This window comes from Fretibacterium fastidiosum, from assembly GCF_964642095.1.
Classification (GTDB): Bacteria; Synergistota; Synergistia; order Synergistales; family Aminobacteriaceae; genus Fretibacterium; species Fretibacterium fastidiosum.
On sequence record NZ_OZ209244.1, the window covers coordinates 1,761,313 to 1,783,956 of the forward strand.

Sequence of the window (22,644 nt, forward strand, 5' to 3'; positions counted from 1 at the left end):
AGATGGCAAAGGAGAAGTTTGAGCGGACGAAGCCGCACCTGAACATTGGTACGATCGGGCACATTGACCACGGGAAGACGACGCTGACGGCGGCGATCACGAAGTGTCTTGCGACGCAGAATTTTGCGGACTTCACGGCGTACGACATGATCGACAAGGCGCCTGAGGAGCGTGAGCGCGGGATCACGATCAACATTTCGCACGTGGAGTACCAGACGGAGAAGCGCCACTACGCGCACATCGACTGCCCGGGACACGCGGACTACATCAAGAATATGATCACGGGAGCGGCGCAGATGGACGGAGCGATCCTGGTGGTGAGCGCGGCGGACGGGCCGATGCCCCAGACGCGGGAGCACGTGCTGCTAGCGCGCCAGGTGAACGTGCCTGCGCTTGTGGTGTTCATGAACAAAACGGACCAGGTGGACGACCCCGAGCTTCTGGACCTGGTGGAGATGGAGATTCGGGAGCTTCTGAACAAGTACGAGTTCCCTGGCGACGATACGCCGATCGTGCGTGGTTCTGCCCTTGAGGTGCTGGAGAAGGGGAACGGGACGCGCGAGGACCCGATCTGCAAGCCGATCTGGGACCTGATGGACGCGTGCGACAGCTACATTCCGGACCCGGTTCGTGACACGGACAAGCCGTTTTTGATGCCGATCGAGGACGTGTTCACGATCACGGGGCGCGGCACGGTGGTGACGGGTCGCGTGGAGCGCGGGAAGGTGAAGGCCGGCGAGGAAGTGGAGATCGTCGGGATGTCTCGTGACACGAAGAAGACGGTGGCGACGTCTCTTGAGATGTTCCGTAAGATCCTGGACGACGCGGAGGCTGGAGACAACGTCGGGATACTGCTCCGTGGCATTGACAAGGACCAGGTGGAGCGTGGCCAGGTGTTGGCGAAGCCCGGTACGGTGACGCCGCACACGAAGTTCAAGGGCGAGGTGTACGTTCTGAAGAAGGAGGAGGGCGGGCGCCATACGCCGTTCTTTGCGGGGTACAAGCCGCAGTTCTACTTCCGGACGACGGACGTGACGGGTGACATCAAGCTGCCGGATGGTGTGGAGATGGTGATGCCTGGTGACAACGCCACGTTTGAGGTGTCTTTGATCGTGCCCATCGCCATGGAGGAGGGGCTGCGCTTCGCGGTGCGCGAGGGCGGCCACACGGTGGGCGCAGGCGTCGTCACCAAAATCCTGGAATAACGCTGCAGGAAGAGGGACGCTCAAGTGGCTAAGAGGATCCGCATTCGTTTGAAGGCGTTTGACCACAGAATTCTCGACACGTCTGCGGCCCAGATCGCGGAGACGGCGGCCGGCACGGGGGCCAGGGTTTCTGGCCCCATCCCGCTGCCCACCGAGATCGGCCGGGTGACGATCCTGAAGTCGCCCCACAAGGACAAGGACGCGCGGGAGCAGTTTGAGATGAGGACGCACAAGCGCCTCATCGACATTATCGAACCGACGCAGAAGACCATGGATGCGTTGATGCAGCTTAATCTTTCCTCTGGAGTGGACATCCAGATAAAGCTCTAGCCCTGGGGCTGAGGCCGACGGAAAGCGCTTAGGCTGAAAGGAGAGAAAACGATGGGTATAGGGATCCTGGGGAAGAAGATGGGCATGACTCAGATTTTCGACGCTGAGGGACAGGCCGTTGCGGTGACGGTCATCGCGGCGGGGCCGTGTCCGGTCGTGGCCGTCCGAACCCCCGAACAGAACGGGTACTCTGCCGTTCTTCTCGGCTTTGGGGCCGTGAAGCCCCACAAGCTGTCCAAACCCGTAAAGGGCCTGTTCGACAAGAACAAGGTCGAGCCCAAAAGGACGCTTCGCGAGTTCCGCCTCGACAAGGCGGAGGGCTACGAGGTGGGGCAGGAAATCAGGGTGGATTTGTTTGAGGCGGGCGAGAGGATAGACGTCAGCGGAGTCAGTAAGGGTAAGGGCTTTGCCGGAGTCATGAAGCGGTATCACTTCGGCGGCCAGCAGTTCAGCCACGGAACCTCGGTGGAACATCGCCATGGTGGCTCGAGCGGCGCTATCTCCTACCCGGGGCGCGTGTTTCCGGGGAAGAGGATGCCCGGACACATGGGAAGCGACAAGGTCACGGTCAAGAACCTGACGGTGATGGCCGTCGATCTGGAGAACAACCTCCTCCTTGTCAAGGGGGCCGTGCCGGGCGCTAAAGACGGCCTGGTCGCCCTGTACAAAAAGTAAGGGATAGGGGAAGGAGGTAACCGATTATGCCAACGATTAAAGTGGTTGATTTCAGCGGCCAGAGCGCCGGCGAGATGGAGCTCTCCGAGGTGGTGTTCGGCGCGCCGATCCACGTTGCCGCCATGCATCAGGTGGTGGTGGCGCACCTCGCGAACTGCCGCCAGGGGACGCACGCGGTGAAGACCCGCGGCGACGTCAGCGGCGGTGGCAAGAAGCCCTGGCGCCAGAAGCACACGGGCCGCGCCCGTCAGGGGAGCACCCGTTCTCCCCTCTGGGTCCACGGCGGCGTCGCTCACGGCCCCAAGATGAGGGACTACAGCCAGAAGGTGAACAAGAAGGTTCGTCGTCTGGCGCTCTTGAGCGCCCTCTCCGTGAAGGTCCGCGACGCGCAGATGCTGGTGGTCCGGGGCATGGAGATGGAGGCCCCCTCAACGAAGACGATGAAGGGCTTCATGGACGCCATCGGCGCCGAGAAGGCCCTCGTGATCTATAGCGGCAACGGCGAGAACGTGGCCCGCTCCGTCCGGAACATTCCCGGAGCCAGGTATCTGAACGTTGCGAGCATCAACGTTTACGATCTTCTGAACTCCAGGACGCTGGTTGTGACTCCGGAGGTCGTCGCCCGCCTTGAGGAGGTTTACGCGAGATGAGTCTTTCAGCTCACGATATCATTATTCGCCCCGTCGTCACGGAGAAGAGCAGCGCTCTGATGGAGCTCAACAAGTACACCTTCGAGGTTCGCCGGGACGTGAACAAGATTCAGATCCGCAAAGCGGTCGAGGAGGCCTTCAAGGTCAAGGTCTTGAGCGTCAACACCATCAACGTCAAAAGCAAGCCCAAGCGCATGGGCGCTTCCGTTGGAAGGACGCGCTCCTGGAAAAAGGCGATCGTATCCCTTCCCCAGGGGCAGCGCATCGAGTTCTTCGAGGGCGCTTCGATTTAGAAAGGGGTAAGTCGATATGTCAATCAAACAGTTCAAACCCTATACCCCTGGCCGCCGTCAGATGACCATTCAGGGACGTGAGGACATCACGGCGGACAAGCCGGAGCGTTCCCTGACCCGTGAGCTGCGCAAGCACGGCGGACGCAACAACACGGGGCGCATCACGATGCGCCACATCGGCGGCGGGCACAGGCGCGCCTACCGCATCATCGACTTTCGCCGCGACAAGATCGGCGTCCCCGGCAAGGTTGCGACGATCGAGTACGACCCCAACCGCAACGCCCGCATCGCCCTGATTCACTACCTGGACGGCGAGAAGCGCTACATCCTTCTCCCCAAGGGCCTGAAGGTGGGGGACACGATCCTGGCCGGGCCGGAGGCGGACATCACGCCGGGCAACGCCCTGAAGCTGAAGGACATTCCGGTGGGCGCCGTCGTTCACAACCTCGAGCTTCAGCCGGGCCACGGCGCGAAGCTGGTCCGCTCCGCAGGGACCTCCGCGCAGCTCATGGCCAAGGAGGGGAAGTACGCCTACCTCCGCATGCCGAGCGGCGAGCTCCGCCTCTTCCTCCTGGAGTGCATGGCCACGGTGGGGCAGGTCGGAAACGAGGAGTATGAGAACATCTCCCTGGGCAAGGCGGGGAAGACCCGCTGGAGCGGCCGTCGTTCCTCCGTCCGCGGCATGGTGATGAACCCGGTGGACCACCCGTTGGGCGGCGGCGAGGGAAAGAGCAAGAGCAACAAGCATCCCGTTTCTCCTTGGGGTACGCCGGCTAAGGGATATCGTACGCGCAGACACAAGGCCTCCGACAGGCTGATCGTGCGCCGCCGTTACGATAAGTAACAGACGAGGAGGACGTTAGAGGATGGCTCGTTCTACTAAAAAGGGACCTTTTATCGAACAGAGGCTCCTGGCTAGAATTGAGGATATGAACATATCGGGAAACAAGAAGGTCATCAAGACCTGGTCCCGTCGCTCCACGGTGGTCCCCCAGATGATCGGGCACACCATCGCCGTGCACAACGGCCGGATGCACCTGCCGGTGTACATCAGCGAGAACATGGTGGGGCACAAGCTGGGGGAGTTTGCCCCGACGCGCAAGTCCGCGCGCCACGCCGGGCAGGAGCGCGCCGCCAAGGGCGTTAAGTAGGAGGGGGCCGCTGATGGAAGCTAAGACGATGGCAAGGGCCATGGCTCGCCAGGCCCGGATCGCCCCGACGAAGGTGAGGCAGGTCCTCACCCTGATTCGAGGCAAGGGCGCCGAGGAGGCCCTCACGATCCTTCGCTTCAGCCCCCAGAAGGCTGCGCGGATCGTGTACAAGGTCCTTCAGAGCGCGGTGGCGAACGCAGAGCACAACTACGGGATGGATATGGATAAGCTGTACGTCCTCACGGCCTTCGCGGACCAGGGACCCGTGATGAAGCGCTTTCGTCCCGTCTCCATGGGGCGCGCTCATCCTTATGTGCATCGCACATCCCATGTGACCGTTACGGTTGCGGAACGTTAGGAGGGTTTATTCGTGGGACAGAAGGTTCATCCCGTAGGATACAGGCTTGGTGTCGCGTCGGACTGGCAGTCCAAATGGTACGCGGGGCGCAAGGAGTACGCCGCGAAACTCCATGAGGACCTCAGGCTTCATGACTGGATCATGAAGAAGTGGGAGGGAGCCGCCATCTCCCGCGTCGAGATCGAGCGCGTGGGGCACGTGATTCGCTTCACGATCTGGACGGCGCGCCCCGGCGTCGTGATTGGCAAGGGCGGCACGGAGATCCAGACGATCAAGGACGAGCTTCAGGCCATGACCGGCGGCAAGGTGATGGTGAACGTCCATGAGCTGAAGAACCCCGACGTGGAGGCCCAGCTGGTTTCGGAGAGCATCGCCTCCGCCCTGGAGCGCCGCGTCTCCTTCCGCAGGGCCATGAAGCAGGCCATCTTCCGTGCGACGAAGGCGGGCGTCCTGGGGATCAAGGCCCAGGTGGCGGGACGCCTCGGCGGCGCGGAGATCGCGCGCACGGAGTGGTACAACGAGGGGCGTCTTCCCCTCTCCACGATCAAGGCGGACATCGATTACGGCTTCGCCGAGGCCCGGACGATGTACGGCGTGATCGGCTGCAAGATATGGATCTACCGCGACCGCGAGCACGAGCGTCCCATGATGATGCGCGGGTCGCGCCGCGATCGCGACAAGGCAAGGGGGTAGTCCTTTATGCTTATGCCCAGCAGAGTCAAATACCGCAAGTCGCACAGGTCTCCGCTGCGTGGCGTCTCCAAGGGAGGCACCACGGTCGCCTTCGGCGACTGGGGAATTCAGGCGCTTGAGAACGTGTGGCTTACAGCGCGGCAGATCGAGGCGACGCGCGTCGCCATCTCCCGAAAGATGAAGAAGGGCGGAAAGATATGGATTCGGGTTTTTCCGGATCGCCCCTACACGAAGAAGCCCCTGGAGACCCGTATGGGAAAGGGAAAGGGCGCTCCCGAGTTCTGGGTTGCCGCCGTCAAGCGGGGCCGCGTGCTCTTCGAGTTTTCGGGGATATCTCCTGAGCTTGCGGCGGAAGCCTTCAGGACGGCCTCGCACAAACTGCCCGTCAAGGTGCGCATTGTATCACGGGAAGGCATGGGTGGTGAAAACTGATGGATGCGACGAAACTTCGCGAACTCACGCTGGATGAGCTTCAGGAGAAGTACAGCCAGTACAAGGAGGAGCTCTTTAACCTTCGTTTCCAGAACGCAGTCGGACAGCTCAAGAACACGAGCCGCATCCGTGACGTTCGCAAGACTATAGCCAGAGTGCTGACCATCGCGGGGGAAAAGCGCCAGGCGATGGCCTCAGATGCCGCCAGGAGGTAGGTTTCCATGGAGCCTTATAAGGAGACGGCTCCCGCGCACCGCAAGGTCCGCGTGGGAATTGTCGTGAGCAACAAGATGGACAAGACGGTTGTGGTTAAGGTTTCCCGCCTTGCGGAGCATCCCCTCTACGGGAAGCGGATCCGCCGCGCGAAGAAGTACGTGGCGCACGACGCGGAGAACACCTGCCGGGTGGGCGACGAGGTTCGCATTCGCGAGACCCGGCCCCTGAGCAAGACGAAGAGATGGGAACTGGTTGAGGTCATGCGGCGTGCTCCCGTCTTCGATTCTGATACGCCCGGAGAGGAGTAACTTATGATTCAGCTGACGACAGTACTGAACGTTGCTGACAATTCGGGCGCGCGGAAGCTCTTCTGCATTCAGGTCATGGGGGGCAGCAAGCGCAAGTGGGGCACGATCGGTGACGTCATCGTCGCCTCGGTGAGGGAGGCCATCCCCAACAGCAACATCGCGAAGGGATCGGTCGTCAAGGCCGTGATCGTTCGGACCCGCAAGGAGGTTCGCCGCCGCGACGGCTCCTACGTCCGTTTTGACGACAACGCGGCGGTGATCATCGACGCCAACGGCGAGCCCAAGGGCACGCGCATCTTCGGGCCCGTCGGCAGAGAGCTGCGCGCCAAGAAGTACATGCGCATCCTCTCGCTTGCGCCTGAAGTGGTTTAGGAGGCTGTTCCATTATGTCAGTAAGGCTTAAGAAGAACGACCGGGTGCGCGTGATATCCGGCAAGGACAAGGGGAAAGAGGGCAAGATCCTGCGCCGCATCCCGGACCGCGACCTGGTGGTGGTGGAGGGCGTGAACCTGGTCTCGCGCCACATGCGCCCGACCCAGAAGAACCCCCAGTCCGGAATCCACAAGCAGGAGGCGCCCATCTACGCCTCGAAGGTCATGCTGGTCTGTCCCCATTGCGGCGCAGCGGTGCGCGTGGGCTCCTCCTTCCTGGAGAGCGGCAAGAAGGTTCGAGTCTGCAAAAAATGCAGTGAGATCATCGACAAGGCCTGAGTGGGGAGGGGTTAGAAATGGTTCCGCGCATGTTGGAAAAATACAAGAAGGAGATCTCTCCCGCCCTGCTCAAGGAGTTCGGATACAAGAACGTCATGCAGCTCCCCAGGGTCGAGAAGGTCGTTGTGAACATCGGGGTTGGCGACGCGAAGCTGGACATCAAGTTCATGGATGCCGCCATCGCGGAGCTCCGCGCCATCACGGGCCAGCAGCCCCTCCTGAAGCGCGCCAAGAAGTCCGTTGCGGGCTTCAAGGTCCGCGAGGGGATGCCCGTGGCCTGCTCGGTGACGCTCAGGGGAACCCGTATGTGGGAGTTCCTGGATCGCCTCATCTCCCTTGCGCTGCCCAGCATCAAGGACTTCCAGGGGGTCTCCCGCAGGGGCTTTGACGGGCGCGGCAATTACAACCTCGGTCTCCGGGAGCAGCTGATCTTTCCGGAGATCAGCTACGACAAGGTGATCCGCTCAAGGGGCATGAACGTCTCCATCGTGACGAGCGCGTCCACGGACGAGGAGGCCCATGCGCTCCTGAAGGGCATGGGAATGCCCTTCAACAACCGCTGAAGAGGGGGCACGATCTGAAATGGCAAGGAAAGCGTTGAAGTACAAGGCAAAGCTGCCCCCCAAGTTTGAGGTTCGGCAGCACAACCGCTGCCCGCTCTGCGGCAGAATCCACGGATATATGCGCATGTTTGATATGTGCCGCTGCTGCTTCCGCAAGCTTGCCCGCGAGGGCAGAATACCCGGCGTTGTCAAGTCGAGCTGGTAGCCTAAGGGGGCAACGGAATGTACGTTAACGATCCTATCGCGGATATGCTCACGAGAGTGCGCAACGCGAACATGATTTACAGCGAAAGCGTGGATGTTCCCGCAAGCAAGATGAAACTGGCCATCGCCAGGATCCTGAAGGACGAGGGGTACATCAAAAACGTCAAGACGATCACCGATCCGAAGAAGCCCTACGCCTCCATCCGCATCTTCCTCTCCTACGGGCCGGAGCGCGAGCGGGTGATCCAGGGGCTGCGCCGCATCAGCAAGCCCGGTCGGCGCCTCTACGTGGGAAGGGACAAGCTTCCGGTCGTCATGGGCGGCCTGGGGCTTGCGATCCTCTCCACCTCCAAGGGGCTCAAGACCGGCGCCGAGGCCATGAAGCTGGGCCTGGGCGGCGAAGTCCTGTGCTACGTGTGGTAAGGGGGCTTCTCTATGTCTCGTATTGGACGAAAAGCGGTGGCCCTGCCCAAGGGAGCCGCGGTCTCCGTCAAGGGAGATAAGATCGTAGTCAAGGGCCCCAAAGGCGAGCTCTTCGCGCCCCTCATGCCGGGCATCGCCGTGGACGTTGACGGCGAGAAGGTGCAGGTCACCCGGTCGGGCGACGACAAGCAGACCTGTGCGTGGCACGGCATGACCCGCGCCCTGATCGCGAACATGGTCACCGGGGTGACCGAGGGCTTCCAGAGGACGATGGAGATCGTGGGCGTCGGCTGGAGGGCTCAGCTGCAGGGCAAGAAGCTGGTCATGAACCTGGGCTTTTCGCATAACGTCGAGTTCACCCCTCCGAGCGGCGTCGAGATCGTGGTGGAGAACCCGATCAAGATCGTCGTCAAGGGAATCGATAAGGAGCTGGTGGGGCAGACCTGTGCGCTCCTGCGTCAGTACCGCCCGCCGGAGCCCTATCATGGCAAGGGCATCCGCTTTGAGAACGAGCACATCATCCGCAAGGCCGGAAAAACGGGTGCGAAGTAGCTAGGGAGCGCAGAAGATGAGAAAACGAAGCAGAAACGATATGCGCATTGTGCGGCATGAGAGGCTGCGCCGCACGTTGGCCGGCACGGCGGAGAAGCCGCGGATGGCCGTTTTCCACAGCCTGAACCACCTTTATGTTCAGATCATCGACGACGACCTGGGACGCACTCTGGCCTCCGTCTCCACCCTCGAGAAGGCCCTGAGGGGCGAGCTCAAGGGGACCTGCAACGTGGAGGCCGCCAGGGTCGTCGGCAGGCTGGCCGCGGAGCGCGCGAAGGCGAAGGGGATCGAGACGGTGGTCTTTGATCGCGGCGGGCATCAGTATCATGGCAAGGTCAAAGCCCTGGCTGACGCGGCGCGCGAGGCCGGCCTTAAGTTTTAGGATCAGGAGAGCAGGCTGAACATGATCAAAAAGCGAATCGATGCTAAATCACTGGACCTCAAGGAGCGCGTTGTCGCCATAAACCGCGTCAGCAAGGTCGTCAAGGGCGGAAAGCGCTTCAAGTTCGCGGTCCTCGTGGTGGTGGGCGACGGCGACCGTTACGTCGGGGCCGGAATCGGCAAGGCCAAGGAAATCGCCGAGGCCGTGCGCAAGGGGATCGAGAAGGCCAGCAAGGAGCTCGTCGCCATCCGCAGGAACGGCGACACGATGCCGCACCCCGTCACCGGGTGCTTCGGCGCGGCGAAGGTCCTCCTCAAGCCCGCCCCCGCCGGAACGGGCGTTATCGCGGGCGGAGTGGTGCGCGCCATCATGGAGCTCGGAGGGGTGAAGGACGTCGTCACCAAGGTGGTGGGGCGCACCTCCAACTCCATCAACGTGGCCTGGGCCACCCTCGAGGCGATCAAGGAGACCCGGACGGCGGACGAGATCTACAAGCTCCGCGGCAGGAAGCCGGCAGAGCCGGCGTCCGCCTCCGCGGATTAGGAGGTTTGACCATGGCTAAGATTAAGGTCAAATGGGTCAAGAGCGCCATCGGTTTCGCGGAGCGCCAGAAGCGGACGATCAAGGCTCTTGGCTTCAAGAAGCTGCAGTCCACGGTGGAGCATGAGGACACCCCTCAGATCCGCGGAATGATCGAGCACGTCCGGCACCTTGTGGTCTGGACTGTGGAAGACTGAGGAGGGGGACGGGTATGAACCTTCATGATCTCAGGCCCGCACCGAACTCCCGCACCAAGGCGAAGCGCCTGGGGCAGGGCATCGGCAGCGGGACGGGCAAGACCTCCGGCAAGGGCAACAAGGGACACAAGGCGCGCACGGGCGGCGGCGTTCGTCCGGGGTTTGAGGGCGGCCAGATGCCCCTCGTGAGGCGGACGCCCAAGCGCGGCTTCAACAACGCCCGCTTTGCGCGGACCTATCAGATCGTCAACGTCGGGTCCATCGAGGACAAGTTCGAGGCCGGCCAGGAGGTCACTCCCGATACCCTCATGAGGGCGGGACTGATCTCGGGCGCCTCCCTTCCCGTCAAGGTCCTGGCGAAGGGAGACTTGCTGAAGGCCCTCACCGTGAGGGCGAACGCCTTTAGCAAGGGGGCGGAGGAAAAGATCAAGGCGGTTGGCGGGAAGGCTGAGGTGATCTGACGTGTTCGGGTCTCTCGGCGACGCCTTCAAACTGCCTGACCTGAAAAGACGCCTTCTCTTCACCCTCGGCATCCTCTTCATCTTCCGGCTTGGGGCTCATATCCCAACGCCGGGAGTGGACACCGCCGCCATGGCGAACCTCTTCAACAGCGTCGGGGGCGGGGTGATGGACTTCCTGAACCTCTTCTCCGGCGGCGCGCTGAGCCAGTTCAGCATCTTTTCCCTCGGTGTGGCGCCCTACATCAACTCAAGCATCGTGATGCAGCTCCTCGTGGTGATCTTCCCCGCCCTGGAGAAGATGCAGAAGGACAGCGCGGACGGCCGCAAGAAGCTCATCCAGTGGACGCGGTACGGCTCGATCGTCTTTGCGGTCGTGCAGGCCGTGGGCATGACGGCGTGGATCGGCAGCCAGGGGATCTTCTCAGGCACCTTGGGGGACGCCTTCATGATCGTCACCACCCTCACGGCCGGCTCCCTGGCGGTGATGTGGCTGGGCGAGGAGCTCTCGGACCACGGGATCGGCAACGGCATCTCCCTCCTGATCTTCGCCGGCATCGTCGCCCGTATCCCGGAGGCCTTCATCCGCGTGGGGACGATGCTGCGCCTCGGCGAGATGAACTTCCTGGCGCTCCTTGCGGGGCTCGTGCTGATGATCGTCGTGGTGGCGGGCTGCATCCTCCTGCAGGAGGGGCAGCGCCGCCTTCCGGTGCAGTACGCCAAGCGCGTCGTGGGGAACAAGGTCTATGGCGGACAGAGCACCTTCATCCCCCTGAAGATCAACCAGGCGGGGGTTATCCCGATCATCTTCGCCTCTTCCATCCTGATCTTCCCCTACACCATCGCCAACTTCTTCAGCGACAGTGCCGTTGGGGCCTTTATCCGTGACCTCTTCGCGGCGGGCAGGATATTCTCCTTCTACACGCTCTGCTACGTCGTGCTGGTCGTCTTCTTCTCCTACTTCTACACGGCGGTGGTCTTCAACCCGACGGACATCGCCTCCAACATGAAGAAGTACGGCGGCTTCATCCTGGGCATTCGCCCCGGTCAGCCGACGTCGGACTACATCAGCCGCGTGATGGAGCGCATCACCATGGCGGGGGGCATCTTCCTGGCGATTGTCGCCATCATCCCCAACGTGATGACCTCCATCGTGGGGACCCGAAGCTTCTACTTCGGCGGGACGGCGGTCCTGATCGTCGTGGGCGTCGCCCTGGACACGATCAACCAGATCGAGGCCCAACTCCTGATGCGGCATTACGACGGGATACTGAAGAAGTCCGGCGGAAAGGCCGGAAGCCTGCTTCGCATGTAGGGGGCGGGACGAGATGCGACTAGTCCTTTTAGGCGCTCCCGGCGCCGGCAAGGGGACGCAGGCCGCCCTGCTGAAGGAGCGGGAGGCGTGCGTCCACGTCTCGACGGGAGACATCTTGAGGAAGAACCTGGGGGAGAGGACGCCCCTGGGGCTGGAGGCCAAGAAGTTCATGGACCAGGGCGTCCTGGTGCCGGACGACCTCGTCCTGAAGATGGTGTCCTCCCGGCTCCTGGAGCCCGACGCGGCGGAGGGCTTCCTCCTGGACGGCTTCCCCAGGACGGTGCCCCAGGCGGAGTTCCTGGAGTCCTTTCTGACGGAGCACCACGCGAAGCTGGACGCAGTGCTCCTGTTCTCCATCGCTGACGAGGCCCTCGTCCGCCGCCTCTCCAACCGGAGGACCTGCCGCTCCTGCGGGGGTATCTTCAACCTCCTCACGATGGGCGGGGCCGCGGGCGCGAAGTGCCCCTCCTGCGGCGGCGAGCTCCATCAGAGGGACGACGACCAGGAGGCGGTGATCCGAAACAGGCTCAAGGTCTTTCACGAGCAGACGGAACCCCTGATCGCCTGGTATCGGGACCGGGGGCTCCTCTCCGAGATCGACGCCGCAAGCGCCCCGGAGACCATCTACGCAGGGGTAAAGGCTGCGTTGAACCGGCATGCTGCACCTTAAGACTCCCGAAGAGATCGACCTGCTGCGCAAGGCAGGCAGGGTCGTGGCGGATATCCTGGACCACATCGGCACGGTGGTCCGTCCGGGCGTCTCCACGGGAGAGCTGGACCGCATCGCGGACGAGCACATCAGCGCCTGCGGCGGGACGGCCGCCTTCAAGGGGTATCGGATGACGAGCAGGACGCCTCCCTTTCCGGGGATCGTCTGCGCCTCCATCAACGACGAGATCGTCCACGGCATCCCCTCGGATGAGCGGAAGCTCGAGGAGGGGGACATCCTCAGCATCGACGTGGGGGTCTGCCTGAACGGCTACTTCGGGGACGCGGCCTGCACCTACCCGGTGGGGGCTATCAGCCCGGAGCGTCAAAGGCTCCTGGAGGTGACGGAGACCTCCCTGAACAGGGCCATTGAGGCGGCCCGGGTGGGGAAGACGGTGGGCGATATCGGCTACGCGGTGGAGTCCTATGCCGTGCCCCTGAAGTACGGCATCGTCCGGGATTACACGGGACACGGGGTGGGGCGAAAGCTGCACGAGGCCCCGCAGGTCCCCAACTTCGGACGTCCGGGACGCGGCGTCATGCTGCAGAGGGGGCTGACCCTGGCCATCGAGCCCATGATCATGTCGGGGCGCGAGGCGGTCCGGGTGGGCGAAAACGGCTGGACGGTCCTCACTGCCGACGGTTCTGACGCGGCGCATTTCGAGCGGTCCATCGTCGTCCTGGACGACGGACCTGAGATATTGACCCCATGGACAAGCCGGATGGGCCGTTAGGCCCGGACCCCGTTTCCTGCCGTCTTGGGCAGGTGGTCCGATCCACAAAGGGAAAGGACCGGGGCAGGCTTTACGTGGTCGTCGGTTTCCTGGACGGAAATCGACTGGCTTTGGCGGATGCGGAGCGGTTCAATGTTCTGCAGCCCAAGAAGAAGAATCCAAGGCATGTTCAGGTGACGCCGCAGTGCGCGGCGGAGTTGGTCGCTTTGATAGAGGCGGGTAAGAACATCGACCGAGGCCGCTTCTGCCAGATTCTCGCAGGGCTCGGGATGCGCTTAGATTGAGATTTCAGAACGGAGAGGCAGGGCAGCATATGGCAAACGCAGGCGGCAAAGAGGAAGTCATCGAGGCTAAGGGAGTGATCTCGGAACCTCTCCCCAACGCCATGTTCCGCGTGGAGCTGGAGAACGGGCACAAGCTTCTGGCGCACGTTTCGGGGAAGATGAGGATGCACTTCATCCGCATCCTTCCGGGGGACAGGGTGCTGGTCGAGGTGTCTCCCTACGATTTGAGCCGGGGAAGGATTATATATCGCTATAAATAAGGGCTGACCTTATTTCGAGTTCTTTTTTCGAGGAGTGGGAGCAATGAAGGTTAAACCGTCGGTCAAGCCGATCTGTGAGTTCTGCAGGGTGATCCGCCGTCATGGCGTCGTTCACATCATCTGCAGCCGTAACCCGCGTCACAAGCAGCGCCAGGGTGTGAGGAGGTAGTCGAATGGCTCGTATTTCAGGTGTGGACCTTCCGCGCGAGAAGCGCATCGAGATTGCCTTGACGTATATCTTCGGCATCGGAGTGCCCTCCGCCAGGAAGATTTTGGCGGCGACGGGCGTGAACCCCGACGTCCGGGTGAAGGACCTCAGCGAGGATGACGCTCAGAAGCTGCGCCGCGAGATTGAGGAGCACTACGTCGTGGAGGGAGACCTGCGCCGTGAGGTCAGCATGAGCATCAAGCGCCTGATGGACATCGGGTGCTACAGGGGACTTCGGCACCGCCTGGGACTTCCCGTCCGCGGTCAGAAGACGAAGACGAACGCAAGGACGCGCAAGGGCAAGCGCCGCACGGTGGCCAACAAGAAGGTTGCCACGAAGTAGCGGCCGGGCCTGAACGGAATTTTTAGAGGAGGCGAAACTCGCGTGGCGAAGAGAACGGCAGTCCGCAAGGGCAAAAAACGTGAGAAGAAGAACATAAACTATGGAGTGGCCCACATCTACTCCACCTTTAACAACACGATCCTCTGCATCAGCGACAAGGAGGGGAACGTCATCTCCTGGTCCAGCGGCGGCAACGTGGGCTACAAGGGGACCCGCAAGTCCACCCCCTACGCGGCGCAGATCGTGGCCCAGCAGGTGGCCAAGGGCGCTCAGGATCATGGCGTGCAGGAGATCGACGTCATCGTCAAGGGCCCCGGCCCCGGCCGCGAGTCCGCGATCCGCTCCCTGCAAGCGGCGGGACTTCAGGTCAACCTCATCAAGGATACGACCCCCATTCCTCACAACGGCTGCCGGCCGCCGAAAAGACGCCGCGTCTAACCGCCCCTTGATCGGCGGCTGGAAGTTGATGGGCGCGATTGAATGCGGCCCCTGGCGTCTGCGAAGAATAGGAGCGTAAACTATGTTGGAAACCTTGGAGATCTTGCGCCCGGTGCTTAAGCTGGAGGAGAACACTCCGACTTACGGGCGCCTGTACCTGGAGCCCCTGGAACGCGGGTATGGAATGACGTTGGGAAATGCGCTTCGAAGGGTGCTCCTCTCTTCGATCCGGGGCGCTGCGATCACGTCGGTGCGCATTGACGGGGTGCTGCACGAGTTCAGCACGGTCCCTGGCGTGCGGGAGGATGTGATGGAGATCCTGATGAACCTGAAGCACATCCCCGTCCGCTCCAAGAGCAAGGAGGTTCGCGTGGTCTCCCTGGACGTTGAGAGGGCGGGGCTCGTGACGGCCGGAGACATCCCGGAGAACGGCGAGATCGAGTTTATCGACCCGAACGCGAAGATCTGCACCATGGAGGAGGGGGCCCACCTCAGCATGGAGCTCTACATCGAGCAGGGGACGGGCTACCTCTCCGCCGAGCGCCCCAGGCCGGCCTATCTCCCCGTGGACGCGCTGCTTACGGACGCGATCTTCTCCCCCGTGCTCCGCGTGAACTACGGCGTGGAGGCGGCGCGGGTCGGGCAGAGGACCGACTTTGAACGGCTGGCGATGGACGTCTGGACCAATGGGATCATCGCCCCGGACGCGGCGGTGGGCGAGGCGGCCCAGATCATCGAGAAGTGTTTCAGCTACATCGTGGCCAGCGTCGGCCAGGCCGGGCCGGACGGCGTCGGAGGCGGCGCCTACGACATCGACCTGGGCGCGGACAGGAGGATCGGGCCGGCGGGGAACGAGGAACTTCTTGCCAGGCCGGTCCGCGAGCTGGAGCTCTCCATACGCAGCGAGAACTGCCTGCTGCGGGGTGGGGTCCAGACGATTGGGGATCTTCTTCAGAAATCCCGCGAGGACCTCTTGAAGATCCGCAACCTCGGAAAGATATCTCTGACCGAGATTGAGGAAAAACTGGAAAGCGCGGGGTTAAAGCTGCGCGAGAAAAAGGAAAAAGCAGGTAAGGAGGATTAACCTATGAGACACCGTGTGGATCATAGAACGCTCGGCCGATACGGCAGCCACAGGATGGCGATGTTGGGCAACATGGCGGCCAGCCTGTTCCTGAGCGGACAGGTCAGGACCACCGTCACCCGCGCCAAGGAGCTTCGCCGCGTTGCCGAGAAGCTCATCACCCGCGCTCGCGGCGGCTCGGTGCACGACATTCGCGTCGTGTTCTCCCGTATGCCCCACAAGGAGGCCGCGACGAAGCTCTTCAAGGAGGTGGCCCCCCGCTACATGTCCTTCGACAAGGGCGGCTACACCCGCATCGTCAAGTTGGGCGTCCGCGCGGGCGACGGCTCCGAGATGGCCGTCGTCCAGCTGATCGAGAAGTAAGCGCGCCGTCCTTGAACCTTGAACGGATCGAAGGCCTCCCACCCGCCCATGCTTGAGCTGCGCTCCGTCTCCTTTTCCTACGACGGAGCGCGCCAGGCGCTCGAGGACGTCTCACTCAGGGTCGGCCGCGGCGAGAGGGTCGCCGTCCTGGGCCACAACGGGTCCGGAAAATCGACGCTCGTCAAGATCATGGGCGCCCTGCAGGTTCCATCGCGGGGCGCCTGTTTTATATCCGGACGCGACGCGCAGGACCTCCCCTTCCGGGAGCTGCGGGGGCTGGTGGGGGTCGTCTTTCAGGACCCGGAGAACCAGATCGTCGGGGCGGTGGTGGAGGACGACGCAGCCTTTGCGCCGGAGAATCAGGGCCTGCCCCCGCAGGAGATTCAGGCCCGCGTGGACTGGGCCCTCGAAAGGGTCGGGATGCGGCACAAGCGCAGGGCGATGGTCTCCGCCCTGTCGGGCGGGGAGAAGCAGCGCGTCGCGCTGGCCGGAGCCCTGGCCGCCCGCGTGCGCTGTCTGATCCTGGACGAGCCGACCTCGATGCTGGACCCGGAGGGGCGCCTGGAGGTGGAGGAGGTCCTGCGGCGGGTACACGCTTCGGGCGTCACCCTGATCCAGGTAACGCACCAGCTGGAGAACTTCGAGGACGTGGATCGGGTCCTGCTGTTGTCCAGGGGCCGCCTTGCCTGGCAGGGGCCACCCGATGCGTTCTGGTCCATGGCGGAGTCGCTGGGGTTCGAGCTCCCTCCCCTTCGTCGGCTGACGGAGAGGCTTCGGAAGCTGGGCCTTGACGTTCCGTCGGCCGACGCCGAGGTCATCTGCCGCGCGCTGGAGGGGCGGGTGGGGAACCTGCCTCGGTGGCGCGATGGGGTTTCCCCGGCCGGGCGGACGCCCTTCATCGAGGTGCGCCGCCTCGCCTTTCGCTTTGACGACGGATCGGACGGCGTGGCGGCGCTCTCGGACGTCTCCGTTGATGTGCCCCAAGGCGGCTGGCTCTCCATCGTCGGGCGGACGGGGAGCGGGAAGTCCACCCTCGCACAGCACATGAACGGCCTCTACAGGGTTCAGGCCGGCCGCATCCTCCTGGAGGGGGAGCCCCTGCCCCAGAGCGGGGAGGCGCTTTACCGCTTGAGGCAGCGCGTGGGCCTCGTCTTCCAGATGCCAGAGAGGCAGCTGTTCTCGCCCACCGTCCGCGAGGAGCTGGCCTTTGCGCCGGCGAACGCGGGGTTCGAGGGGGAGGCGCTCGACGAGGCCGTCCTTGGGGCGCTCAGGGCCGTGGGGCTGAGGGAAGACTTCCTGTCCCGAAGCCCGTTCCAGCTTTCGGGAGGGGAGCAGCGGCTGACGGCCATCGCCTCGACGCTGGCCGCCGGGCCCGACTGCGTCGTCCTGGACGAGCCCCTGGCGGGGCTGGACGCCGCCTACCGCCGCGGCATCCTGGCCCTTCTGACGCGGCTGCGAGACGAGGGCAGGAGCGTCGTCACCATCACCCACGACCTGGACATGGCGCTCTGCTTCAGCGACCGGGTGCTGGTCATGGACGGGGGGCGGAGCCTGGCGGAGGGCACGCCGCAGGAGGTGCTGCCGTCCCTGATGGAGGCGCTCCGGCCCGACGTGTGGCCGGGGGCCCTTCAGGTGTCCGCCCGCCTCCGGGCGCGGCATCCGTCCTTCCCCCTGGTCTGGCGGGTCGAGGCGCTGTGGGACCTCCTGAGGCAGGGGTTCTCCCCCGACTTTGAGCGCCCGTCCCCATCGTCGGCGAGAGGGGGAGCTTGAGTTTGCGTTTTTCCTCCATGGTCATGGGGCAGTACGTCCCCACCGATTCCATCGTTCACAGGCTGGACCCCAGGGCGAAGCTCCTGGGGCTCCTGTGCCTCGTGTCCGGGGCCTTCGCCGCGGGGGACGCCCCCGCCGTGGCCCTCTCTACCCTGACGTTCGCGGCTCTCCTCCGCCTCTCGCGCCTGTCGCTCGCGGCCGTGCTGCGCTCCGCCCGCCCCGTCTTCTTCCTCGTCGCCTTCACCTTCGCCTTCAGCGTGGCCTCGATCTGGCTGGGGGAGGGCGACCTCCTCCTGGGCCTGCGGACGGGGGGATTCAGCGCCTTCCGCCTCCTGATCCTCATGCTCTTCGCCGTGCTCCTCCCCCTGACGACGGCGCCCTTGGAGATGGCGGACGGGCTTGAGGAACTCCTGAGCCCCCTCGCCCGGCTGGGATTCCCCGCCGGCGAGTGCGCGATGATGGTGGGCATGGCCCTCCGCTTTATCCCCCTCCTCATGGAGGAGACGGACCGCATCATGCGCGCGCAGATCTCCCGCGGGGCCCGGCTGGACCAGGGAGGGGTCCTTCGCCGCATCGTGGCCTTCTTCCCCGTGCTCATCCCGCTCTTCGTCATCGTCTTCCGCAGGGCGGACGACATCGCGCTGGCCATGGAGGCCAGGGGCTACGGGGGCGGGGCGGGAAGGACGAGACGGCGCCCTTTGCACTGGAAAAAAAGCGACACAGGCGCTACAATCTTATGTGCGTGTTTTGCCGCCTCGCTCCTCCTGTGGAGGGCGTTTCGCGGCTGAGGTACGGGTGCGGACCGCAGACCGCGGGCGCCCAGGGGAGGGAGGGCTCTCGGTGACGGAATGGCGGTACGCCGTTCAGCTGGCCTACGTTGGGAGCCGCTACTGCGGCTGGCAGCGTCAGGCGGACGCGATGGGCGTTCAGGAGGCCCTGGAAACCGCCCTGTCGCGCCTCTCGCCCGCGCCCGTCAAGGTCACGGGAGCGGGCCGCACGGACCGGGGCGTCCACGCCCTGGGGCAGGTGGCGTCCTTCGCCCTCGGCCGGAGGTGGCGGGAGGAGCGGCTGCGCCTCGCGGTGAACTTTCATCTGCCGGAGGACGTCCGCGTGATGAGGCTCTTCTCCGTGCCCCCGTCCTTCAGCGCCCGTTACAGCGCGCTCTGGCGCGAGTACCGCTACTTCGTGTGGCACGGCTGGGTCTGCCCGCCCCACATGAACGGCCTCGTCTGGTGGAGGACGGCCCCCTGGGACACGGACCTCGCACGGGACGCCTGCCGCGCGCTGGAGGGGGAGCACGATTTCCGCGCCTTCTGTCAGACGGGGGAGTGCCCGGAACGGAGCGTGCGGAGGCTCGACCGCGTCCGGCTCCAGCGGTGGGGACCGATGACGGTGCTGACGGTTCGGGCGCCGTCGTTCTTGATGAACATGGTGCGCATCATCGCGGGCAGCGTCGATGCCGTGGCGCGGGGGGAACGCCCCCTGGCCTGGCTGGAGAGCCTGCTGCAGGGGGCGCCGCGAAAGGACGCGGCCATGACCGCCCCGGCCTGTGGGCTGTGGTTCTGGCGCGCGGCCTATCGGGAGATTCCGCTCCTGCCGCCCATGGGCGGAGAGGGCGCGTTCTTCGGCCCCTGGCCGTCCGACCTGAATGAGGACGAGGACGGATAGGGTTGGGAGCAGGGGCTTTGGCGTGCCCGTCGAACCTCCCCCGGAGCGGCCGGGCACGGCCGGCACCGTGATGGATGCACGAAATTTGAAGGATCGCGTTCCAACGAGGGAGCGCTTGTGAGGAGAGGACTCCCGAGGGGGTTAGGCGATGTTTGGGACGGATATCGGTATCGATCTGGGGACCGCGACGGTCCTGATCTACGAGAGGAAACACGGCGTCGTGCTGCGGGAGCCGTCGGTGGTGGCGGTGGATCAGGACACGGGCAACATCCTGGCCGTGGGTTACGAAGCGAAGAACATGGTGGGCCGCACGCCGGGGAGCATCGTCTCCGTGCGCCCGCTCCGCGACGGGGTGATCGCGAACTACTCCATGACCGAGGCGATGCTGCAGCACTTCATGCGCCGCGTGACGAAGGGATGGCAGCGTTTCTTCCGCAACCGCGTCATGATCTGCGTGCCGTCCGGCGCGACGGACGTGGAGCGGCGTGCCGTGCTGGAGGCGGCCCTCGAGGTGGGGGCCAGCGAGGCCTACCTCATCGAGGAGCCCATGGCCGCGGCCATCGGGGCGAGCCTCAACGTGGAGGAGGCCCGCGGCAAGATGCTGGTGGACATCGGCGGAGGGACGACGGACATCGCCGTGATCTCCCTGGGGGGTGTGGTCGTCTCGAAGTCCCTGCGCCTCGGCGGCGACAAGTTCGACGAAGGGATCATGCGCTACCTTCGCCGGCAGTACAACCTGGCGATCGGCGAGCAGACGGCAGAGAACCTAAAGATCATGATTGGCACCTGCGTCCCGCTGGAGGAGGACCAGCGCATGGTGATCAAGGGACGGGACCTGGTGCAGGGCCTGCCCCGCCAGGTCGAGGTGACCAGCTCCGCCGTCAACATGGCGATCGGCGAGATGGTCCAGACCCTTGTGGACGGCGTGAGGAACGTTTTGGAGCTAACGCCCCCGGAGCTTTCAGCCGACATCATAGACAGGGGCATCGTGCTGACCGGCGGCGGCTCCCTCCTGCGGGGCCTGCCGGAGCTGGTGGCCCAGCAGACGGGCATCAACTGCTTCACGGCGGAGAACCCGATGGAGTCGGTGGCCCTGGGGACGGGGCGGGCGCTGGCGGAGATCGACAGCCTGCGGAAGCTCCGGCAGAAGCGGGATCCTGGTGAACCTCAAGAAGGGGCGCCGGCGTCGTTATTGACTTAGGGAAGCGCTGCTTAAAAAGTTGTTGAAAGCAATCAAGGAGCGTCAAACGAAGGGTATCCCTCAGCGCTTCCCTAAAATTTTAAAATGGGGCTACGCCCCAATCCCCACGCGCTTCGCGCGGTCTGATGGGGTTCCAGGCGCTAAGGGGAGACAATACGGTTGACAGTTCTCAACGACTTAGGCAATGTTTCCTTAGGGGGCGTGATCTTTTGAACCGAGGGCTCTACGCGGCCTGTTCCGCCATGTTGGTGCAGGAGACGAACCTGGACGTGACCACGAACAACCTGGCCAACGCGGACACGAGCGGCTACAGAAAGCGGGTTTCGACAAACGCGGAGTTCAGCGCCTACATGGACCGTCACGAGAAGGTCTCGGAGGACGCCGAGACGAAGATCATGACGGCGCCGCCCTTCACCATGAACTGGAAGGGCAGGCAGACGATCGGCACCCTGGCCCTGGCGACCGTCTACTCCGAGGACGTCACGGACATCCGGCCCGGCGTGGTGAAGACGACGGACGACCCCCTGGAGCTTGCCATCGACGGCGACGGCTTTTTCGCCGTGCAGGACAGCAGGGGCAACACCTTCTACACCCGCGCCGGCAACTTCACGCTGGATAGCGAGGGCGTCATCATCACGCACAACGGCATGACGCTCCAGGGCGAGGGCGGCGGCATCGAGGTGGGGCAGGCCACGAGCGTGTCCGTCACCCGGACGGGACAGGTCGTCGCGGACGGCGAGGCCGTGGGGGCCATTCCCCTCTACACCTTCCAGAACCCGACGTACCTGCGGCAGGCGGGGCAGAACCTCCTTCAGCCCACGGTGCAGTCCGGGGACCCGGAGGCCGTGGAAAACGCCCGCCTCATCTCGGCCGCGCTGGAGCAGTCGAACGTCAGCGTCGTCGAGGAGATGGTGCGGATGACCGAGGCCCAGAGGGCCTACGAGGCAGCCTCCAAGGCCCTGATGACCCACGACGAGCAGACGGGAAAGCTGATCACGTCCTACAGCAGAGGATAGCGGAGGACGATTCGGGAAGCGCCGCAGGGCGTTTCCGTGACCCGAAAAAGGGGGATGCAACGATGTTACGAGCGCTCTGGAGCAGCGCGTCCGGCATGATCGCCCAACAGACGAACCTGGACGTCGTCTCGCACAACCTCGCGAACGTCAACACGCAGGGGTACAAGAAGCGCAGGGCCGACTTCGAGGACCTGCTCTATCAGGTGTGGCGCGAGCCGGGGACGCCCGTGGAGCCGAACTCCACCGTGCCGACGGGCGTGCAGGTTGGGCTTGGAACGCGTGTCACCGCCACGCCGAGCTTCATGACGCAGGGCCACTTTCAGATCACGGACAACAAGATGGACTGGGCCATCGCAGGACAGACCATGGCGGGGGAGAACGCCTTCTTTCAGGTGACCCAGCAGGACGGCACGATCGCCTACACCCGCGCCGGCGCGTGGGAGATCGACGGCGACGGCCAGATCGTCAGCGAGGACGGGCTTTTGCTGGAGCCGGCCATGGTGGTCCCGGAGAACGCCACCTCCGTGCAGCTGACCCGGACGGGCCGCGTGATGGTGACGATCCCCGGCCAGACGGAGCCGCAAGAGATCGGCCAGCTGGAGCTGGCGCGCTTCATCAACCCCGCGGGGCTTCGGGCCCTGGGCGACCGCCTCTTCCTGGAGACGAGCGCGAGCGGCGCGCCCATCGTGGGGCAGCCGGGGCAGAACGGGATGCCCACGGTGCGCCAGGGCGTGCTGGAGATGTCCAACGTGCAGGTGGTGGAGGAGATGGTGGGCATGATCATCGCCCAGAGGGCCTACGAGGCGAACTCCAAGGGGATTCAGACGGCGGATGAGCTCCTGCGGATCGCCAACGGCTTGAAGCGCTAGCGCGGAGGGGACCGTGTCCTGTCCTTCAGGGCGGAGGCCTCTC

The 22,644-nt window shown here is 64.1% G+C and carries 38 protein-coding genes; all 38 read left to right on the plus strand.

The features are described from left to right. Positions 1 to 2 precede the first annotated feature (2 nt). The 38 genes from tuf (at position 3) to flgG (ending at position 22,601) form a co-directional block, all read left to right on the plus strand. Complete coding sequence (gene tuf / locus ACK28C_RS07805; RefSeq protein ID WP_298779972.1) at positions 3 to 1,205, plus strand: elongation factor Tu; 1,203 nt, start codon at positions 3 to 5, stop codon at positions 1,203 to 1,205. A gap of 24 nt (positions 1,206 to 1,229) precedes the next feature. Further along, positions 1,230 to 1,535, plus strand: coding sequence for a 30S ribosomal protein S10 (gene rpsJ / locus ACK28C_RS07810; protein ID WP_208872833.1), 306 nt, complete (start codon positions 1,230 to 1,232; stop codon positions 1,533 to 1,535). A gap of 51 nt (positions 1,536 to 1,586) precedes the next feature. Then, the gene (gene rplC, locus ACK28C_RS07815; protein ID WP_015556319.1) at positions 1,587 to 2,210 is read left to right on the plus strand and encodes a 50S ribosomal protein L3; all 624 of its coding nucleotides are present in this window, start codon (positions 1,587 to 1,589) and stop codon (positions 2,208 to 2,210) included. A 26-nt stretch (positions 2,211 to 2,236) separates the two neighbouring features. Further along, a complete protein-coding gene (rplD, locus tag ACK28C_RS07820; protein ID WP_015556318.1) occupies positions 2,237 to 2,860 on the plus strand; it encodes a 50S ribosomal protein L4 in 624 nt (207 codons plus the stop codon). Further along, positions 2,857 to 3,153, plus strand: coding sequence for a 50S ribosomal protein L23 (gene rplW, locus ACK28C_RS07825; protein ID WP_015556317.1), 297 nt, complete (start codon positions 2,857 to 2,859; stop codon positions 3,151 to 3,153). The genes rplD and rplW overlap by 4 nt, the downstream gene beginning before the upstream one ends. 16 nt (positions 3,154 to 3,169) lie before the next feature. Then, positions 3,170 to 3,997 (plus strand): 50S ribosomal protein L2, encoded by an 828-nt coding sequence (gene rplB, locus ACK28C_RS07830; RefSeq protein WP_015556316.1) that lies wholly within the window; start codon positions 3,170 to 3,172, stop codon positions 3,995 to 3,997. A 22-nt stretch (positions 3,998 to 4,019) separates the two neighbouring features. Further along, entirely contained in the window at positions 4,020 to 4,304 is a 285-nt protein-coding gene (gene rpsS, locus ACK28C_RS07835) for a 30S ribosomal protein S19 (RefSeq protein WP_208872831.1), read from the plus strand. 13 nt (positions 4,305 to 4,317) lie between these two features. Beyond that, positions 4,318 to 4,662 carry a 50S ribosomal protein L22 gene (gene rplV, locus ACK28C_RS07840; RefSeq protein WP_015556314.1) on the plus strand — a complete coding sequence of 115 codons (345 nt, stop codon included), beginning with the start codon at positions 4,318 to 4,320 and terminating at the stop codon, positions 4,660 to 4,662. A gap of 12 nt (positions 4,663 to 4,674) precedes the next feature. Next, positions 4,675 to 5,355, plus strand: a complete 681-nt coding sequence (rpsC, locus tag ACK28C_RS07845) for a 30S ribosomal protein S3 (protein ID WP_208872829.1) — start codon at positions 4,675 to 4,677, stop codon at positions 5,353 to 5,355. 6 nt (positions 5,356 to 5,361) lie between these two features. Next, positions 5,362 to 5,787, plus strand: a complete 426-nt coding sequence (rplP, locus tag ACK28C_RS07850; protein WP_015556313.1) for a 50S ribosomal protein L16 — start codon at positions 5,362 to 5,364, stop codon at positions 5,785 to 5,787. Continuing rightward, positions 5,787 to 6,002 carry a 50S ribosomal protein L29 gene (rpmC, locus tag ACK28C_RS07855; protein ID WP_015556312.1) on the plus strand — a complete coding sequence of 72 codons (216 nt, stop codon included), beginning with the start codon at positions 5,787 to 5,789 and terminating at the stop codon, positions 6,000 to 6,002. Before rplP ends, rpmC begins: the two co-directional genes overlap by 1 nt. A gap of 6 nt (positions 6,003 to 6,008) precedes the next feature. After that, positions 6,009 to 6,311: a 30S ribosomal protein S17 gene (gene rpsQ / locus ACK28C_RS07860; RefSeq protein ID WP_015556311.1), complete on the plus strand. Its 303-nt coding sequence runs from the start codon at positions 6,009 to 6,011 to the stop codon at positions 6,309 to 6,311. Positions 6,312 to 6,314: 3 nt separating this feature from the next. Further along, positions 6,315 to 6,683 (plus strand): 50S ribosomal protein L14, encoded by a 369-nt coding sequence (gene rplN / locus ACK28C_RS07865; RefSeq protein WP_015556310.1) that lies wholly within the window; start codon positions 6,315 to 6,317, stop codon positions 6,681 to 6,683. Between the two features lie 14 nt (positions 6,684 to 6,697). After that, on the plus strand, positions 6,698 to 7,021 hold the full coding sequence (gene rplX / locus ACK28C_RS07870; RefSeq protein WP_015556309.1) for a 50S ribosomal protein L24: 324 nt from the start codon (positions 6,698 to 6,700) through the stop codon (positions 7,019 to 7,021). 17 nt (positions 7,022 to 7,038) lie between these two features. Continuing rightward, positions 7,039 to 7,584 carry a 50S ribosomal protein L5 gene (gene rplE / locus ACK28C_RS07875; protein WP_015556308.1) on the plus strand — a complete coding sequence of 182 codons (546 nt, stop codon included), beginning with the start codon at positions 7,039 to 7,041 and terminating at the stop codon, positions 7,582 to 7,584. A gap of 19 nt (positions 7,585 to 7,603) precedes the next feature. Continuing rightward, complete coding sequence (locus tag ACK28C_RS07880; protein ID WP_015556307.1) at positions 7,604 to 7,789, plus strand: type Z 30S ribosomal protein S14; 186 nt, start codon at positions 7,604 to 7,606, stop codon at positions 7,787 to 7,789. Between the two features lie 17 nt (positions 7,790 to 7,806). Further along, positions 7,807 to 8,211, plus strand: coding sequence for a 30S ribosomal protein S8 (gene rpsH, locus ACK28C_RS07885; protein WP_015556306.1), 405 nt, complete (start codon positions 7,807 to 7,809; stop codon positions 8,209 to 8,211). Positions 8,212 to 8,223: 12 nt separating this feature from the next. After that, positions 8,224 to 8,763 carry a 50S ribosomal protein L6 gene (gene rplF / locus ACK28C_RS07890; RefSeq protein ID WP_208872827.1) on the plus strand — a complete coding sequence of 180 codons (540 nt, stop codon included), beginning with the start codon at positions 8,224 to 8,226 and terminating at the stop codon, positions 8,761 to 8,763. 16 nt (positions 8,764 to 8,779) lie between these two features. Continuing rightward, positions 8,780 to 9,145: a 50S ribosomal protein L18 gene (rplR, locus tag ACK28C_RS07895; RefSeq protein ID WP_208872825.1), complete on the plus strand. Its 366-nt coding sequence runs from the start codon at positions 8,780 to 8,782 to the stop codon at positions 9,143 to 9,145. 21 nt (positions 9,146 to 9,166) lie between these two features. Further along, positions 9,167 to 9,688 (plus strand): 30S ribosomal protein S5, encoded by a 522-nt coding sequence (gene rpsE / locus ACK28C_RS07900; protein ID WP_015556305.1) that lies wholly within the window; start codon positions 9,167 to 9,169, stop codon positions 9,686 to 9,688. Between the two features lie 11 nt (positions 9,689 to 9,699). Further along, a complete protein-coding gene (gene rpmD, locus ACK28C_RS07905) occupies positions 9,700 to 9,882 on the plus strand; it encodes a 50S ribosomal protein L30 (RefSeq protein ID WP_015556304.1) in 183 nt (60 codons plus the stop codon). A gap of 14 nt (positions 9,883 to 9,896) precedes the next feature. Continuing rightward, positions 9,897 to 10,343, plus strand: a complete 447-nt coding sequence (gene rplO / locus ACK28C_RS07910; RefSeq protein WP_015556303.1) for a 50S ribosomal protein L15 — start codon at positions 9,897 to 9,899, stop codon at positions 10,341 to 10,343. 1 nt (position 10,344) lies between these two features. After that, on the plus strand, positions 10,345 to 11,655 hold the full coding sequence (secY, locus tag ACK28C_RS07915; protein WP_208872823.1) for a preprotein translocase subunit SecY: 1,311 nt from the start codon (positions 10,345 to 10,347) through the stop codon (positions 11,653 to 11,655). Positions 11,656 to 11,668: 13 nt separating this feature from the next. Continuing rightward, positions 11,669 to 12,325, plus strand: a complete 657-nt coding sequence (locus ACK28C_RS07920) for an adenylate kinase (protein ID WP_015556302.1) — start codon at positions 11,669 to 11,671, stop codon at positions 12,323 to 12,325. Continuing rightward, positions 12,312 to 13,097, plus strand: a complete 786-nt coding sequence (gene map / locus ACK28C_RS07925) for a type I methionyl aminopeptidase (protein WP_015556301.1) — start codon at positions 12,312 to 12,314, stop codon at positions 13,095 to 13,097. The genes ACK28C_RS07920 and map overlap by 14 nt, the downstream gene beginning before the upstream one ends. A 74-nt stretch (positions 13,098 to 13,171) precedes the next feature. Further along, a complete protein-coding gene (locus ACK28C_RS07930) occupies positions 13,172 to 13,381 on the plus strand; it encodes a hypothetical protein (protein ID WP_409152026.1) in 210 nt (69 codons plus the stop codon). 29 nt (positions 13,382 to 13,410) lie between these two features. Beyond that, complete coding sequence (gene infA / locus ACK28C_RS07935) at positions 13,411 to 13,641, plus strand: translation initiation factor IF-1 (RefSeq protein WP_015556299.1); 231 nt, start codon at positions 13,411 to 13,413, stop codon at positions 13,639 to 13,641. A 43-nt stretch (positions 13,642 to 13,684) separates the two neighbouring features. After that, a complete protein-coding gene (gene rpmJ / locus ACK28C_RS07940) occupies positions 13,685 to 13,810 on the plus strand; it encodes a 50S ribosomal protein L36 (RefSeq protein ID WP_208872819.1) in 126 nt (41 codons plus the stop codon). 4 nt (positions 13,811 to 13,814) lie between these two features. Further along, entirely contained in the window at positions 13,815 to 14,192 is a 378-nt protein-coding gene (gene rpsM, locus ACK28C_RS07945) for a 30S ribosomal protein S13 (RefSeq protein WP_015556298.1), read from the plus strand. Between the two features lie 42 nt (positions 14,193 to 14,234). Beyond that, on the plus strand, positions 14,235 to 14,630 hold the full coding sequence (gene rpsK / locus ACK28C_RS07950; RefSeq protein WP_208872817.1) for a 30S ribosomal protein S11: 396 nt from the start codon (positions 14,235 to 14,237) through the stop codon (positions 14,628 to 14,630). Between the two features lie 82 nt (positions 14,631 to 14,712). After that, on the plus strand, positions 14,713 to 15,714 hold the full coding sequence (locus tag ACK28C_RS07955) for a DNA-directed RNA polymerase subunit alpha (RefSeq protein WP_015556297.1): 1,002 nt from the start codon (positions 14,713 to 14,715) through the stop codon (positions 15,712 to 15,714). Positions 15,715 to 15,717: 3 nt separating this feature from the next. Beyond that, a complete protein-coding gene (rplQ, locus tag ACK28C_RS07960; RefSeq protein WP_208872815.1) occupies positions 15,718 to 16,077 on the plus strand; it encodes a 50S ribosomal protein L17 in 360 nt (119 codons plus the stop codon). Positions 16,078 to 16,125: 48 nt separating this feature from the next. Then, positions 16,126 to 17,847: an ABC transporter ATP-binding protein gene (locus ACK28C_RS07965; RefSeq protein WP_409152027.1), complete on the plus strand. Its 1,722-nt coding sequence runs from the start codon at positions 16,126 to 16,128 to the stop codon at positions 17,845 to 17,847. Continuing rightward, positions 17,844 to 18,635, plus strand: coding sequence for an energy-coupling factor transporter transmembrane component T family protein (locus ACK28C_RS07970; protein WP_409152028.1), 792 nt, complete (start codon positions 17,844 to 17,846; stop codon positions 18,633 to 18,635). The genes ACK28C_RS07965 and ACK28C_RS07970 overlap by 4 nt, the downstream gene beginning before the upstream one ends. A 52-nt stretch (positions 18,636 to 18,687) precedes the next feature. Further along, complete coding sequence (truA, locus tag ACK28C_RS07975; protein WP_409152029.1) at positions 18,688 to 19,515, plus strand: tRNA pseudouridine(38-40) synthase TruA; 828 nt, start codon at positions 18,688 to 18,690, stop codon at positions 19,513 to 19,515. 148 nt (positions 19,516 to 19,663) lie between these two features. Further along, positions 19,664 to 20,716 carry a rod shape-determining protein gene (locus ACK28C_RS07980; protein WP_409152030.1) on the plus strand — a complete coding sequence of 351 codons (1,053 nt, stop codon included), beginning with the start codon at positions 19,664 to 19,666 and terminating at the stop codon, positions 20,714 to 20,716. Positions 20,717 to 20,925: 209 nt separating this feature from the next. Beyond that, entirely contained in the window at positions 20,926 to 21,732 is an 807-nt protein-coding gene (locus ACK28C_RS07985; RefSeq protein ID WP_208872810.1) for a flagellar hook-basal body protein, read from the plus strand. Positions 21,733 to 21,794: 62 nt separating this feature from the next. Further along, on the plus strand, positions 21,795 to 22,601 hold the full coding sequence (gene flgG, locus ACK28C_RS07990) for a flagellar basal-body rod protein FlgG (protein ID WP_015556294.1): 807 nt from the start codon (positions 21,795 to 21,797) through the stop codon (positions 22,599 to 22,601). Positions 22,602 to 22,644: the final 43 nt, after the last annotated feature.